Below are 14,443 nucleotides of genomic sequence, written 5' to 3'. Positions count from 1 at the left end.
CTCGTGCTGGAACTGCGGCGCCGGTGTTGATCGACCGGCCGTGGTCCCGAGGAGACATCCTTGGTTGGCTAGAACAACTGGCACATCGCCGCGTTCGCGCACTGATCGGACTAGACTTGTCGCCCGCCTTTCCGTTCGAGGACGAAGGCGCCTACTTCCCAGGCTGGAACAGCTCTCCGCCCGATGGTCCTTCGCTTTGGGGCCTGGTCGATGCGCTCTCTAGCGGTGACCCGCACCTGGCGGCCACCAGCTTCGTGTCGCACCCGGAGGCGCGCCGACATTTCCGCCAGCGCGGCGACTGCGGCGACCTGTTCCCGCCAGGTCGCGGCCGCTTCCGTATATGCGAACACGGCCAGGAGTTGCTTCGCCTTTCACCCTACAGCTGCTTCAATCTGGTGGGTGCGAGCCAGGTGGGCAAATCCAGCCTGACCGGCATGCGCGTGCTTCACCGGCTGCGCGGAACGCTTGGCTTGTGGCCGTTCGATCCCGTTCCCGCGAAAGGTCCGCTGCTGGTCGAGATTTACACCGCTTTGCCCGCCCGGCTTGCAGGCATGCGCAAAGGCACGTCCAAGATCCGCGATCCTCAGTCGCTTGACACTCTGCTCGACGCATTCGGCTCCGAGCCTCACCAGCCGCTTCCGCGCTACGATGACCACGCTACGGACGCGATCCTATCTGCTGCCTGGCTGCGCTATGCGGCGCCCGATCCCGGATTGTGGTCTCCAGCGACACTGACTCCCGAACTCGCCCGAACCGAAGGCTGGACCTTCGGCGTTCCCTAAGCTGCGAGGAGCACGCGATCTTCTGAGCCAGGAAACGAAACGCCACGCACCAGCGTATATGCCCGTGCGCGCCGATGGCGAGCAAGCAAAGCGGAGAAACACATGGCACGATCGGCGGAGAAGCGCGGCAAGGATGAAACTGCCGCAGCAGAAAAGAAGGTCAAGAAGACCGGCAAGCCCGCTGGCGGCGCGCGCGGCGGCATCACCGCTCCCGTGACTCCCTCCCCCGAGCTGGCAGAGATCGTCGGCAAGGACGATCTCCCGCGGAGCGAGGTTGTCAGCAAGATGTGGGAATATATCAAGAAGCACGATCTGCAGGACGAAAAGGATCGCCGTCAGATCAACGCAGACGACAATCTCGCCAAGATATTCGGGAAGAAGTCCGCGAGCATGTTCGAGATGAACAAGTTCCTGAGCGCGCATCTAAAAGCGGTGAAGAGCTAAGGAGACTCGCCTTCGCCGGCAACGCTAGCCCCGCCGTCCGGCGAGGCCCGGATGCCCAGGTCTTCGGAAGGTTTGTCCGCCCGAAGCCGTGCCTTCGCAGGAAGATTTCTGTGCTACCCGCCTTGACCACGGCGGGCGCACATAGCACAGGCCGGCGACCGGCTCATACGCTGAGACCGGTATTGGCACGCCGGATTAGCTCAGCTGGTAGAGCAGCGGTTTTGTAAACCGAAGGTCGCGGGTTCGATTCCTGCATCCGGCACCACCTTCGAAACCCCTCTGGTTGGGCGTCGTTTCGGCCGGCTCAAGCATTCTGATGGGATGGCCGAGGCAATTGAAGAGCGTACGCTGCGAGGCTTGTGTCGGCGCGCCTGGAAAGCTTGTTCGTGGCTGCGGTGCGGCACGATGCCCAACCCCACGCCCAGCCCCTTCGATCATGAAAACTACTTCAGTCGTTTGAAGAAGCTCTGGTCGAAAGTGGTGCTCCAAGCGCTCCCTGCTCGGAATCGCCGTAGAACCGGTCGAGATAATGTCCGGCAAGCAGGTAATGCGCACGTACTGCCGCAGGGTGGGCAGCAGTCTGCGCCATCTTCAGTTCAGCTTCGGCCCGGTCGTAAAAGTAGCTATCCTCTTTCGTTGCCATCGACGTTCCCCGTTCACATGGCCCTGATATACCACAGGAACACCCCCGTCCTTCAACCACGTTGATGGGCCAACCGCCGGACGTGCTTACGGCGCGCTTCGTCGCAAAGCTATCGGGCGGCGCTCACCACGCCGCCCGAGCTTACGTCAGAAGTTGACGTTCACCGAAGCGAGCAGCTTTCGTCCCGACTTGTACACGCCGCGAGGCAACTCCGGCGTGTTGGCATAAGCGTAATACTGACTGTCGGTGAGGTTCATGCCCGACAGAGTAAGACCGATTTGCGGAGTGAAGTTATAGGTCGCCGACACGTCGACATTGGCCGTGTCACGGACATACATGTCATCGCCGCGATCGATGCCGGTGAAATAGCTCGACCGCCAAGTGTACGTGCCCCGGATCGACACCGGCCCTGTCTCGAAGAACGGACTGAAGCTCACCTGGTGTTTGGAATTGTACGGCAGGTCCGCAGCGTCCTGGCCATGCCCATCCGAGTAGGTGTAGTTCGCCAGCACGCCAAAACCGTATGGCAGGTTCTGCTGATACGCTACGGCAAAGCCTTTCACCTCCGCGTCGCCAGCGTTGTACGGCCGGCTGATCTGATAGGTAGTAACCGCGTTCTGAGACTGGTTGAAATAGCGCTCAGGCGCGGTCTGCTGAAGGATGTAATTGCCGATGTCCTTGTAGAAGACCTCGGCCGCCAAAATCGCGCGCGGCGAGAAATACCATTCGAGCGATGCGTTGAAGTTGTTCGAGCGATAGGGCTCGAGGTCGGGATTGCCGCCGCCTCCCGTCAGGATCTGATCGGAAAGCCAGAAATAATTGGTCAGATCGGCATAATTCGGCCGGGCGATGACCTGCGCTGCCGCGAGGCGGAGGATGACGTCCCGTCGCACATCCACCGCCACGTTCACGCTCGGCAGCACATTTTCATAGGTCTTGTTTGTGGTCTGCCATGTCCAGTTCGCCTGGGCGTTGCACGGCGTTCCAGGGTTGCAGACAAAGCCCGCACTTTCGGTCGAGGTGCGGACGTAACGGGCGCCGAAATTGCCCCGCACGGTCCCGGTATCGAAGTTCGCCTGTCCATAGGCGGCATGGATATCCTCGCTGACGTCCCAGTTGCCGGCGGTGAACTCGGCCGCGGCGAACTCGGAAGGCACCGGGAAGGGTGCGCCCGCCGCAAGCCACTGTCCGCTCGACACATAGTCGACCATCGCTCCGCCATCGATCTTGAAGCGGCCGGCCATCTGATCGTTCACGCCGTCGAAGCCGCTGAGATAATTGTCCTTCACTCGCGAAGGTTCAAACAGGGACGCCGCCGCCGCGACGCCGGCTACGGTCACGCCGCGATAGCGTTGTCCGGTTTCGTGGCGTCGGAACTTGTATCCGAATTGAATGCGCTTCAACGCGCCGTCGAAATCGAACCCCAGGTCGGCCTGGGCATAGCGCTCCTTGTCTGTCGTCGGCTTTTCCACCAGGTTGCCGCTCCAGCCAGGATCGGTGGCAAACGCCGCCGGGTTACCAAGCACGTCGGTGGTGTAAGCGATGGTGCCGGGCTTGCCCGGAGCACCGCTGATGTCGACGGTGTAATCGGCCCAATTCAGAAACTCGAGAAACACCTGGCGCTTCGTGCCACCATCGGCATCGGAAAGGCCGCCCTCGACATTCAGGTCCCAGCCGGTGCCTTCCCAGCCGAGCTGGGCGTGCCACGTGTCCGAGTTCATCGAAGCAAGCCGGTACTGCGCATCTAGCACCGAAAGCGCATTGTCGAACGTCGCTTGGCGGACGATGCCGTTCTCGACCGTGAGCCCGGTTAGCGCATTCGCGCTGTTCCAGACATTGCCGGGAAACGCATACATCGACTGGTTGAAGTTATCGTAATCGGCCTCGATCCGCAGCCAGTCGACTGTCAGCGTGAGCTCCGGCACAGGCTTCCATTGCGCCGTCGCCGAATAGGTCAGGCGTTCACGTGCCTGTTCGAAATAGGAAGTCCCGAACGCATTCGGGAACACCGCATCGGGGTTGGCCCGCAACGTCGTTGCGCAGGTGCCGACACATGCGGGCGGCAGCGCCGTGGCCCCGCTTCCCCTCGGCAATAGCGAACTGATCCCACCATCGTTTGCGCCAGACCAGAAATCCGCGCTGATCGTGCCGTAAGACTCAAGGCCGTCGCGCCGCAAGCGATCCTTGGTACGCTGAAACGAGGCGAGCAAGCCGATCGTCCCGCCCTCGTTGCGCCAGCTGACCAGCATGGAGCCTTGGACATCGCCTTTCTCGGAGCGGTCGTTGTACAGGTAACCCAGAGTTCCCGCGACGGTGAACGGCTTCAGGTCGAGCGGCCGCCGCGTGTTCACGTTGACCGTTCCGCCGATCGAACCTTCGTCGATACGCGGTTCCGGTGACTTGAACACGTCTACGCGTCCGACAAGCTGCGGCGCCAGCAGCGCATAGTTGAAGGTCCGCCCAGGCGAGTCGAGAATGAACCAGTCCGCCGACGCCACCGTCTGGCCGTTGAGTAGCGTCCTGTTGAGCGCCGGATCGGTGCCGAGGATCGATACCTTTTCGCCTTGACCGAACTGTCGGTCCACAGTCACGCCTGGGACGAGCGTCAGCGCCTCCGCCACATTGGTGTTGGGAAATTTTCCGACATCCTCGGCCGAAACCGAATCCACGATTGCATTGGCGTTGCGTTTCGTCGCGATCGCCGCGGCAAGCGACGCGCGATAGCCCGTGACAACGACATCCTCGCCATCATTTGCGTCGGCAGCTGCTTGTGCTTCTGCCGCGGCCTGCGCGTCCGCGGTCACATCGCTGGTCTGTGCATGTGCCGTGCTAGACAGCAGCGCAATCCCACTTGCCGTGCCGACAAGAAGAGCCCGAATTCTCATGACCCCGTCCCCTTTAGCTATTCAGCAGCATGCCATTATTGAACCAGTTGCGTGCCAATATGCATACCATCCGGCAGTGTCATAGAACCGTCAAGTCAGATTCTTTCGTCGCCGCCCTGCAGAGAGCCATCATTGTTGCAGTGGCGTGGTACTACATTGGTAGATTCATAGTGGCAGCTGAGCTTCATCCTTAGAAAACAGCCCACTTTATCCGCAGTGTATTCGCCCGATTTTCGTCCGTGGCAGGAGTTTTTATCCCTGAGTTCGTTGTATTTGTCAGTTACGAGCGTCACGAAGGGCCCGTTGTCTAACGTCGACAGGATGCCGCTGCCTTGAACTCGCGCCAAGATCAGCCGATTGGAATCGGCACGGATGCCGCACATGGGCGCGGAAAGTGCGCCGGCACGATGCGGCCGGGCTCCAGCGTTGGGCGTGCCAAGCAACAGGCGTCAGGACGCGGCACAAACCTCCCAACTTGACTGAGTGCTCATCAAGTGGTGCGTTCACAAAAACGAGTGACGGGCTCCCACGCGCGGCGGAAGCCCGTTTGGCAAGTTAAAGGTCGATGGAGATCGACGCCTTGTAGGTCCGCGGTGTCCCCTGAAGAAGCGAGGTGACGCTCGACGGGTCGTAAGCGGACGCCCAGTAGCGCTTGTTCGCCACGTTATCGACGTTGAAGCGGAAGGTTAGCGGACGCTCCCCGACAATGGCGACATACCGCGCGCCCAGATCGAACCGCGTCCAACCGTCCAGTTCCAGCGTGTTGGCCGTGTTCACCTGCTGCTCGCCGGTGTTCACGACGCGGCCCGTAAGCGTCAGCGCAGGTACGAACGGCAGATCCCATTCGATGTTGGCGTTGACGGTATATTCCGGCACGCCAACCGCGCGATTACCCTCCAGGACCGTGCCGGTGTCACGCAGTTTGGCTTCGGTGAGCGAGGCTCCCGCGATCACTCGCAGCCCCTTCACCGGCTCGCCGTCGACACTGAACTCGAGCCCCCGGTTGCGCTGCTTACCGAGCAACACGAAGCGGCGGAGCGTTGCGCTGCCTTCGACTGCCTCAGTCCCGGTAGCGGGCCGGTCGGCTTGAAACACCGCGAGCGTGGCGTTGAAGCGTCCCAGGTTGAGCTTGGCACCGGCCTCATATTGCGTCGTCTTGACCGGCGCGAATACCTCGCCCGAATTGATGAGGAGCGCGTCGATCGGAGCAGTGGGGCCCTGCTGAAGCCCCTCCATGCGATTGGCGTAGAGCGACAGCCCGGCGAGCGGCTTCACCACGACGCCGGCGATCGGCGTCACTGCGCTTTCCTGATAAGTATTGGTCAGTTGATTGGTGGCGGTGGCATAGCTTTCGACTCGCAGATCCTGCAGCCGCAGACCGCCGGTAACCAGCACGCGGTCGTCGAACAGGCCGATCGTGTCCGACGCGAAGAGGCTGCTCAGGCGCACCTTGCTGACCGGTCCTGGATTGTCCAGGTCGCCGGCGGGGTTCCACGTCGCCACGGTCGATGGCGGGATCGCCACGCTGGGCGTGTCGTACAAGTTGGTCGCGAAGCCGTTGAGGAAGTCATAGCCGTTGCGATTGACCTGACGGCTGTGCGAGCCACCGAAGTTGACCTGGTGGCTCATGCCGAAACCGTTCAGCTTTACGCGGATGCCCGCCGTCGCCGCTTCGTTATTGTCGGTGCGGGGCACATAGAGACCGCTGCCGGTCGCGGCGCCGGTCGCTGCATCGGTCAGAGTGATGCCGTCATAGATGCCGTCTTCGGATCCGTCGCGCGCCCCCAGCGTCGCATAGAACGTCGCATTGTCGGTCAGGTCGTATTCGCCATGCAGCACGCCGAAGATGTCGCGCAGCGTGGAGTAGGACCAGGGCTGGAAATAGTTCGCGTCTGCCGCGGGCACTTCCGGGATCACGGTGAGCGAGCCCAGCCGCACCTTCTGACGCAGGTTGCGCACCTGAACGCGCTGATAGGCGAGGTCCAGTGCGAGACGCGCGCGATCGCTGCGCCAGTCGAGCCCAACGCCGAGCACTGCCGAGCGGCGGAACTCGTCATCGACGGCCACGTCGCCGCCGCGGTATGCACCATTGATCCGCACGCCGAAATCGCCGTTGCTCCCGAAACGGCGGCTGACGTCGAAGCTGCCGCCGAAATGCGCGCCACCGCCATAATTGCCAGTCACTCGTGTGAGCGGTACCTCGCCAGCACGCTTGAGCTCCAAATTGACGCTGCCGCCCAGTCCGGTGCCACTGGGTGCAGCACCGTTCAGGAAACCGCTCGCGCCACTCAACACCTGGACCTGCCCGTACAGCTCGGGCGCGACCAGCTGGCGCGGCGTGATACCATAAAGACCGTTCAGCCCGACATCGTCGCTGTAGAGCGGGAAGCCGCGTATGATGAACACCTCGGCCGCATTGCCATAGCCGAAGCTGGTGCGGATCGACGGATCATTCTCCAACACCTGGCCAAGGGTCTGCGGCTGCTGGTTCAGAATCAGCGCCTCTCCATAGCTCTTCATCGCGAACGGGACGTTCTCCGCCGCCTGATCGCCTAGCACGCTGAGGCGGCCACCATGCTCAACCTGCGTCTGGTTCGCGCGCTGCGCAGTCACCAGTATCTCCTCGGGGGTTTCCGCATCCTGCGCCCAGGCCGGCGCGGAACCGGCAAGCGCGGTTGCGGCGAGCAGCCAGCCGGACAGGCGCGATGAAGTCGTGATCATATGCTTCCCTTTCTCAGGCGCTTGGCCGCGCCCCATTTTTTTCGTGAATCTAGCGACGCCGCGCGCGCATCGCCCAGGCGACGGCCGCGATCGGCGCGGACAGCAGCACCCAGGACACCAGGTCGGGCCAGCCTTGATCGACCAGTGCGACCACAAGACCAACGACACTGAGCATCGCCAGCAGCAGCGGGATCGCGAAGATCGCCCGTAACGACTGGTTGCGGGCGCGGCCAATCGCCTTGGTCATTTCACGGCTACCGGCGTCCAGGCGCCGCCGCTCTCGACTTCGCGCACGCGGGCGTCCAGCGGCGTACGGCGCTTGCCAAGCCACAGATACAGACCCGAGCCGAGCACCAGGATCGTGAACAGGTCGAGCACCGCCCACAGGATCTTGAGCGGCAGGCCGCCATAGTCGCCGAAGTGCAACGGACGCGAGAGCGACAACGCCTTGAAGTACCAAGGCATCGGGCGCGCGTCGGTGAGCGTGCCGGTCTGCGCATCGATCAATGCGGTGGTCAGCAGTCGCTCGGTAAGCGGCGTCGCCCCCTGAAAGAACACCGCATAATGATGCTTGGAACTGAACTTGCCGCCCGGAAACGCGATGAACTGCGGGTTCATGCCCGGGATCGCCCGCCGCGCCTCGGCCATCGCCTTGTCGAGCGAGCCGTAGCGCGCGGGCGAAAGCGGCGCGCGGCCGGCATAGGCGGCCGTCATCGCGCTGAGTTCGCTGCTCTGCCAAAGCTTGGTGATTGGATCGACCAGCGCGTTGATGACCCCGGTCAGCCCCACGACGGTCATCCAGGCGAGCGCGCAGATGCCGACCAGATTGTGATAATCGAGCCACTTCACGCGCTTGGAACGGCTGACCCGCAGAGTGCCGAACGCCAGCTTGCGCATGAAAGGGGTGTACAGAACCGTTCCCGACACCAGAGCCGCGACGAAGAGCACGCCCATGGCGCCGAGAAACAGCATGCCGGGCAGCCCCAGGAACAGGTCGGTATGCAGTTGCAGCATGAAGCCCATGAAGCCGCCGCCCTCGGCCGGCTCGGCCCCGATCGGCCTTCCAGTTGCGCGATCGAACTGCTGCAACGTCATCTTCGCGGCGGGTGCGTCCGGCGCCGGCCCCGTGGTGATCGTCATCAGCGCATTGTCGTTCGAGAACGCCATGAACAGCGGCACTTCACTCGGACGCGCCCCCAGTGCTTTGGCAAGCATCGCGTCCAGCGGCCGGAGCCCCGGCCCTTGACCCGATGAGGCTTGACGGCTGATCGTGGCGTTCGGGCCGTCGCCCGTCGCAGCCTCGATCTCGTCATGGAAGATCAGCGGCAAGCCAGTGATGCACAGCATCAGCAGAAACGCCGTGCAGACGAGGCTCGTCCACTTGTGGACCAGATACCAGCTACGGACCGACGTGCGAGTCATGCCGGGGCATTATTGCGAATGCGTCTCAGAAGCTAGCACTATTCCTATCGCGCAAGCGCGTGAAAGCTGTGGCCTGCCGACCACAGCTCTTTCAGCACCGATGTTGCGGAAGATGGTGCCCCTGGCCGGACTCGAACCAGCATGCCTTGCGGCAACCGATTTTGAGTCGGTCGCGTCTACCAATTTCGCCACAGGGGCAGCGAGCGGGTGTGGCTAGACGATGCGCGCGCCGCCTGCAAGCGGGTGTTGCGCGTTCAACTGGCCGGAGCGCGCCGGCGATAGCTAAGCGCCTCCGCGACATGAATACGTGTCACATGATCCGCCCCGGCCAGGTCCGCGATGGTCCGGCTGGTACGCAGCACCCGCGTATAGCCCCGCGCGGACAAGCGCATCGCCTCCGCTGCCTGGGCCAGCAGCTTGCGCCCGGCTTCGTCCGGCGTCGCGACCGCCATGAGCGCGTCGCCATCGGCTTCGGCATTGGTCCGCGCGGGCGTGCCGGCGTAACGCGCCGTCTGAAGCGCACGCGCCGCCGCGACGCGTGCCGCGACGTGCTCCGATCCTTCGGCCGGCGGCGGCAACACCAGGTCGGCAGCGGTGACCGGCTGCACCTCGACGTGCAGATCGATGCGGTCGAGCAGCGGGCCGGAAACCTTGGCCTGGTAATCCGCCGCGCATCTCGGCGCCCGTGCGCATGCCAGCGCCGGATCGCCAAGATGTCCGCACCGGCACGGGTTCATCGCGGCCATTAACTGCACGCGCGCCGGAAAGGTGACATGGGCGTTGGCACGGGCAACGCTCACCACGCCGGCTTCGAGCGGCTGACGCAGTGAGTCGAGCACCGCCCGCTGAAACTCGGGCAGCTCGTCCAGGAACAGCACGCCAAGATGGGCGAGGCTCACCTCGCCAGGCTTCACCTTCAGCCCGCCGCCGGTCAGCGCCGCCATCGACGCGGAATGGTGGGGACTGCGAAAAGGCCGGGTCCGCGTCAGCCGGCCGCCCTGCAACGTCCCTGCCACCGACGCGACCATCGACACCTCCAGCGCCTCTGCCGCATCCAGCGGCGGCAGGATGCCGGGCAGGCAGGAGGCGAGCAACGACTTGCCCGCACCGGGCGGACCGCACATCAGCATGTTGTGCCCGCCAGCCGCGGCGATCTCCAGCGCACGTTTGGCGGTCTCCTGCCCCTTCACCTGACGCAGGTCGGGGCCATGCGCCGGAGTCTCCGCTTCTCCGGGAAGCGGCATCGCCAGCAGCTGCTGGCCCTTGAAGTGATTGAGCAGTCCGATCAGGTCGGGCGCGGCGACCACCTCGATCTGCCCTGCCCATGCGGCCTCGGATCCCTGCACCGCCGGGCAGACCAGCCCCTTGCCGATCTCCGACGCGTGCAGCGCGGCCAGCAGCACGCCCGGGCTGGGCGCGATCCGTCCGTCCAGCGCGAGCTCGCCGACTACAACATAGCCGGCGAGCGTCTCGGCATCGACGACGCCCATCGCCCCGAGCAGCGCCAACGCGATCGGCAAATCGAAATGCGATCCTTCCTTGGGCAGGTCAGCCGGCGACAGGTTCAGCACGATGTGCTTGGGCGGCAGCGCCAGCCCGATCGCCGCCATCGCCGCGCGCACCCGCTCGCGGCTTTCCGCCACCGCCTTGTCCGGCAGCCCGACCACGACGAACTTGGGCAGCCCGGCGACGAGGTTGCACTGCACCTCCACCGCTCGCGCTTCGAGCCCCAGATAGGCCACCGTCGAAACGCTCGCGACCAAAGCCCGCCTCCCCTTAAGCAGGCAGACCATAGCGGCTTTTGTCCATTGTGGAACGCTTCCCTCCGATATGGATAAACATGGCGTGCCTTGCAGCAGCAACACAGGGCTCCCACATCGCGTTTATGCCCCGGACACACCAGCGCAGCCCGGCCATCCGCACCACCCTGGTAGTGCTCGGCTTCGTCCTGATGGCGGTCGCGCCGGTGCTGGGCGTCCTCCCCGGGCCCGGCGGCATCTTCGTGTTCGCTGGCGGCCTGGTTCTCGTGCTACGCAACGCGACCTGGGCACGACGCAAGTTCGCCAGGCTGAAGCGCCGCTATCCGCGCCTGGGGCGCTATTGCGACATGGCGCTTCGCCGCACCAGCTTCCGCCGCCGCGAACGACGCCGGCGAGAGGCGCTGGCGGCGCAGGAGGCACATTGACTCAGGGCACGCCCCCCATTAAGGGCACCCGACACGCGGCCGCCCCAGTGGTGGCCCTTTTACATTCTAGATACTCGAGGATGAGCGATGAAGCGGACCTTTCAGCCGAGCAACCTGGTGCGTGCGCGCCGGCACGGCTTCCGCAGCCGGATGGCGACCGTGGGTGGCCGCAACGTGATCCGCGCCCGCCGCAACCGCGGCCGCAAGAAGCTGTCGGCGTAACTGCCGTAGCCGTTTCGCGGCTCACGCAGCGCAAAGACTATCTCGCCGCGAATGCGGGCAAACGGGCGCCCATGCCCGCTTTCGTCCTTCTCGTGCGCGAACGGAATGATGCCGATCCGGCTATCCGGGTCGGCATTACCGTTTCCAAGAAGGTCGGCAACGCAGTCATTCGCAACCGGATGAAGCGGCGCTTTCGTGCGCTGATCCGCGACGTGCTGCCGACGGCCGGTATTTCCGGCGCCGATCATGTTCTTATCGGCCGCCACAGCGGCATCGAGCGCGACTACGACGCGCTCAAGGCGGAGCTTGCCAAGGCGCTCGGCAAGGTGAAGCGGTGAACGACGCCGGCAAAGAGGGCGTGATCGCCCGCATACTCATCCTCATCGCCCGTGGCTGGCAGCTGGGGCCTTCCGTGATCCTGCCGCCCAGCTGCCGGTACCAACCCAGCTGTTCGGCCTATGCAATCGAGGCGCTTCGCCGCTATGGCGCGCTTAAGGGCAGCTGGCTCGCGCTTCGGCGCATCGGGCGTTGCCATCCATGGGGCGGGCACGGCTATGATCCCGTGCCATGACGGTTTTTCCGGGGACTGATCGGTGAAAGACGACAAGAAGAATTTTCTGATCTTCGCGGTGCTGGCCGCGCTGATCCTGTTCGGCTGGCCCAAGATCCAGCACTGGATCTTCCCGCAGCAGAACCCCGCGCCGACGCAGATCGAAGGCGGCAAGACCAAGGTCGTGCCGCAGCCCGGCGCCGACCCCACGGCCGATTCGCCGCAGGCGCTGCGCGACCGCCAGATCGTCCTGGCCGAAAGTCCTCGGGTGCAGATCGAGACTCCGGCGCTCCGCGGGTCGATCAACCTCAAGGGGGCCCGTCTCGACGATCTCGTCCTTGCGAAATATGACGAGACCGTCGCGAAGAACTCGCCGCCGATCCGCCTGCTCTCTCCGGGCGGCGCCACTGGCGCGTATTACGCGCAGTTTGGCTGGCAAGGGGCCGGTGCCCAGGCGCCGGGTCCCGACACGGTGTGGCAGGCAAGCGGCACCAAGCTCACCCCCACCACTCCCGTCACGTTGACGGCGTCCAACGCCACCAGCCAGATCTTCCGGATCGAGCTGTCGGTGGACGAGAACTACATGTTCGGCATCCGCCAGACCGTTGCCAATACCGGCAGCGCCCCGGTGTCGGTCACGCCGTACGCGCTCGTCTCGCGCGCAAGCCGCTCGACCGATGCCGATCAATGGGCCGCGCATGTCGGGCCCGTCGCAGTCGCGGACGGTGCTGCCAACTATATCAACTGGAAGGACATCGAGAGCACGCCGGAGCAGCTCGCCACCACCGGCGGCTGGGTCGGCTATTCGGACCATTACTGGCTGACAGCGCTCGTCCCCGATCAGCGCGTGCCGGTGCAGCTTCAGCACCGCGGCAATGCTGCTCAGTCCTATCAGGCCGATTATCAGCTCGCCCAGCCGCTCAGCCTGCAGCCGGGCCAGAAGATCAGCTATTCCAGCCGCTTCTTCGCCGGCGCGAAGGAAGTGAAGCTGCTTGAGGCGTATCAGGACAAACTCGGCATCGTGCAGTTCGACCGCGCGATCGATTGGGGCTGGTTCGGCGTCATCGAACAGCCGATCTTCTATTATCTCGATTGGCTGTTCCGCCTCGTCGGCAATTTCGGTGTCGCGATCATCCTGCTGACGATCACCATCCGCGCGCTGCTGTTCCCGATCGCGCAGAAGCAGTTCGCCTCGATGGCGAAGATGCGGGCGATCCAGCCGAAGATGAAGGCTATTCAGGATCGTCACAAGGAGGACAAGCAGCGTCAGCAGCAGGAAATCCTGAAACTGTACAAGGACGAAAAGGCAAACCCGGTCGCCGGGTGCCTGCCGATGCTCCTCCAGATCCCAATCATGTTCGCACTGTATAAGGTTCTGCTGCTCACCATCGAGATGCGGCACCAGAGCTTCTTCGGGTGGATCAAGGATCTTTCCGCGCCGGATCCGCTCACGCCGCTGAACCTTTTCGGCCTGCTGGACTTCACCCCGCCGCATTTCATCGCGATTGGCGTGATTCCGATCGTTTTGGGGATCTCGATGTATTTCCAGTTCAAGCTGAATCCGACCTCCACCGATGAGGTGCAGAAGCAGATCATGATGATCATGCCCTGGATGATGATGTTCCTGATGGCGCCGTTTGCAGTCGGCCTTCAGGTCTATTGGATCACGTCGAACGTACTCACGATCCTGCAGCAGCAATGGCTGTATTCGCGTCACCCGGCGTTGAAACAGCAGCCGGCGCCTTCGAAACGCTAGACTTCTGGCGCGGCAATTCGGTCAGTGCCTCGCTGATGCCCCAAAGACGTCCCGCACTGGCCGCATCGCGCGCGGCCGGTGCGGGACGTGTCTCTTTCATACCTTCGAAATAGCGCCCGCTCACGCCGGCAAGCGTGGGATCGGTGGCTAGCCGGATCACAGCGCGTGCTGCAGTGGCCGGGCGCTTCGAAAAGGGCCAGGCAAGCGCGCGCATCAACGGCGCCTCACGCAATATGCCGGTGGTCACGCCACCTGGATGCAGCGCATTGACGCTCAGCGCCGGCGCTCGGCGGGCCAACTCAACCGCGAACATCACATTGGCCAGCTTGCTCTGCGCATAGGCGCGGATCATCCCGTAGCCGTGCTCGAGGTTGAGGTCGTCCCACGCGATCTCTCCGGCGCGGTGCATGGCGGAAGACACGATCACGACGCGCGGATCGGCGCGTTCGGCCAGCATCGGCATCAGCTCGCGCGTCAGCAGGAAATGCCCTAGGTGATTGACGCCGAACTGCCTCTCGTGACCATCTTGAGTACGTTCGCGGTTTCGCGTGATCACACCGGCATTGTTGATCAACACGTCGAGGCGCCCGAACCGGCTTTGGCACTCCGCCGCGAAGCTCCGGACCGAAGCCGCCGAACCGAGATCCAGCGGCATGGCCTGCACGGCACCGGATACACCCCTGTGCACTAGGGCGTCGATGGCGGGCTGCGCCGCTTCGGGATGGCGAGACGCGGCGATGACGGTGTGGCCTTGTTCCGCCAGCATCTGGACGGCCGCCCACCCCAGTCCTCGCGTGCCCCCAGTGACGATGCAGACACGCTGATCCATCGCC

Annotated in this window: 14 protein-coding genes, 2 tRNA genes and 1 pseudogene; 8 read left to right on the top strand and 9 right to left on the bottom strand. The window is 63.8% G+C overall.

Annotated features, from left to right (window positions below; all coding sequences use genetic code 11):
• The first annotated feature begins 116 nt into the window (after positions 1–116).
• From LZ586_RS00155 to LZ586_RS00145, 3 genes are all read left to right on the top strand, one after another.
• Complete coding sequence (locus tag LZ586_RS00155; RefSeq protein ID WP_319938025.1) at positions 117–782, top strand: hypothetical protein; 666 nt, start codon at positions 117–119, stop codon at positions 780–782.
• Positions 783–884: 102 nt separating this feature from the next.
• Complete coding sequence (locus LZ586_RS00150; RefSeq protein ID WP_413777304.1) at positions 885–1,226, top strand: SWIB/MDM2 domain-containing protein; 342 nt, start codon at positions 885–887, stop codon at positions 1,224–1,226.
• A 189-nt stretch (positions 1,227–1,415) separates the two neighbouring features.
• Positions 1,416–1,491 (top strand) — tRNA-Thr (locus LZ586_RS00145).
• 183 nt (positions 1,492–1,674) lie between these two features.
• On the opposite strand, the gene LZ586_RS00140 is transcribed toward LZ586_RS00145, so the two are convergent.
• The 8 genes from LZ586_RS00140 to LZ586_RS00105 all read right to left on the bottom strand — a co-directional run bounded on the left by LZ586_RS00140 (position 1,675) and on the right by LZ586_RS00105 (position 10,660).
• Complete coding sequence (locus tag LZ586_RS00140) at positions 1,675–1,869, bottom strand: hypothetical protein (RefSeq protein ID WP_235077705.1); 195 nt, start codon at positions 1,867–1,869, stop codon at positions 1,675–1,677.
• 146 nt (positions 1,870–2,015) lie between these two features.
• On the bottom strand, positions 2,016–4,754 hold the full coding sequence (locus LZ586_RS00135; RefSeq protein ID WP_235077704.1) for a TonB-dependent receptor: 2,739 nt from the start codon (positions 4,752–4,754) through the stop codon (positions 2,016–2,018).
• Positions 4,755–4,849: 95 nt separating this feature from the next.
• Positions 4,850–5,137, bottom strand: coding sequence for a hypothetical protein (locus LZ586_RS00130; RefSeq protein WP_235077703.1), 288 nt, complete (start codon positions 5,135–5,137; stop codon positions 4,850–4,852).
• Between the two features lie 172 nt (positions 5,138–5,309).
• Complete coding sequence (locus LZ586_RS00125) at positions 5,310–7,475, bottom strand: TonB-dependent receptor (protein WP_235077702.1); 2,166 nt, start codon at positions 7,473–7,475, stop codon at positions 5,310–5,312.
• A gap of 49 nt (positions 7,476–7,524) precedes the next feature.
• On the bottom strand, positions 7,525–7,722 hold the full coding sequence (locus LZ586_RS00120) for a hypothetical protein (RefSeq protein ID WP_235077701.1): 198 nt from the start codon (positions 7,720–7,722) through the stop codon (positions 7,525–7,527).
• Positions 7,719–8,897 carry a PepSY-associated TM helix domain-containing protein gene (locus LZ586_RS00115; protein ID WP_235077700.1) on the bottom strand — a complete coding sequence of 393 codons (1,179 nt, stop codon included), beginning with the start codon at positions 8,895–8,897 and terminating at the stop codon, positions 7,719–7,721. Before LZ586_RS00115 ends, LZ586_RS00120 begins: the two co-directional genes overlap by 4 nt.
• Before the next feature lie 113 nt (positions 8,898–9,010).
• Positions 9,011–9,095: transfer RNA gene (locus LZ586_RS00110), tRNA-Leu, on the bottom strand.
• A gap of 56 nt (positions 9,096–9,151) precedes the next feature.
• Positions 9,152–10,660 carry a YifB family Mg chelatase-like AAA ATPase gene (locus LZ586_RS00105; RefSeq protein WP_235077699.1) on the bottom strand — a complete coding sequence of 503 codons (1,509 nt, stop codon included), beginning with the start codon at positions 10,658–10,660 and terminating at the stop codon, positions 9,152–9,154.
• A gap of 122 nt (positions 10,661–10,782) precedes the next feature.
• On the opposite strand from LZ586_RS00105, the gene LZ586_RS00100 reads away from it, so the two are divergent.
• The 5 genes and pseudogenes from LZ586_RS00100 to yidC all read left to right on the top strand — a co-directional run bounded on the left by LZ586_RS00100 (position 10,783) and on the right by yidC (position 13,610).
• Positions 10,783–11,082, top strand: coding sequence for a PGPGW domain-containing protein (locus LZ586_RS00100; protein WP_235077698.1), 300 nt, complete (start codon positions 10,783–10,785; stop codon positions 11,080–11,082).
• Between the two features lie 87 nt (positions 11,083–11,169).
• Positions 11,170–11,304 (top strand): 50S ribosomal protein L34, encoded by a 135-nt coding sequence (rpmH, locus tag LZ586_RS00095; protein ID WP_066813008.1) that lies wholly within the window; start codon positions 11,170–11,172, stop codon positions 11,302–11,304.
• A gap of 26 nt (positions 11,305–11,330) precedes the next feature.
• Positions 11,331–11,642 (top strand): annotated as a pseudogene (rnpA, locus tag LZ586_RS00090) (ribonuclease P protein component); the annotation flags it as partial.
• Positions 11,643–11,662: 20 nt separating this feature from the next.
• Positions 11,663–11,875, top strand: a complete 213-nt coding sequence (gene yidD, locus LZ586_RS00085; protein ID WP_235079851.1) for a membrane protein insertion efficiency factor YidD — start codon at positions 11,663–11,665, stop codon at positions 11,873–11,875.
• Between the two features lie 22 nt (positions 11,876–11,897).
• The gene (gene yidC, locus LZ586_RS00080; protein ID WP_235077696.1) at positions 11,898–13,610 is read left to right on the top strand and encodes a membrane protein insertase YidC; all 1,713 of its coding nucleotides are present in this window, start codon (positions 11,898–11,900) and stop codon (positions 13,608–13,610) included.
• On the opposite strand, the gene LZ586_RS00075 is transcribed toward yidC, so the two are convergent.
• Positions 13,534–14,439: an SDR family oxidoreductase gene (locus LZ586_RS00075; RefSeq protein WP_235077695.1), complete on the bottom strand. Its 906-nt coding sequence runs from the start codon at positions 14,437–14,439 to the stop codon at positions 13,534–13,536. The two genes, yidC and LZ586_RS00075, sit on opposite strands and share 77 nt — an antisense overlap.
• Positions 14,440–14,443 lie beyond the last annotated feature (4 nt).

It is taken from the genome of Sphingomonas sp. S2-65 (assembly GCF_021513175.1).
In the GTDB taxonomy this organism is placed as follows: Bacteria; Pseudomonadota; Alphaproteobacteria; order Sphingomonadales; family Sphingomonadaceae; genus Sphingomonas.
Note: the sequence above shows the minus strand (reverse complement) of the source record. Positions and strands in the feature narration are given on the sequence as shown.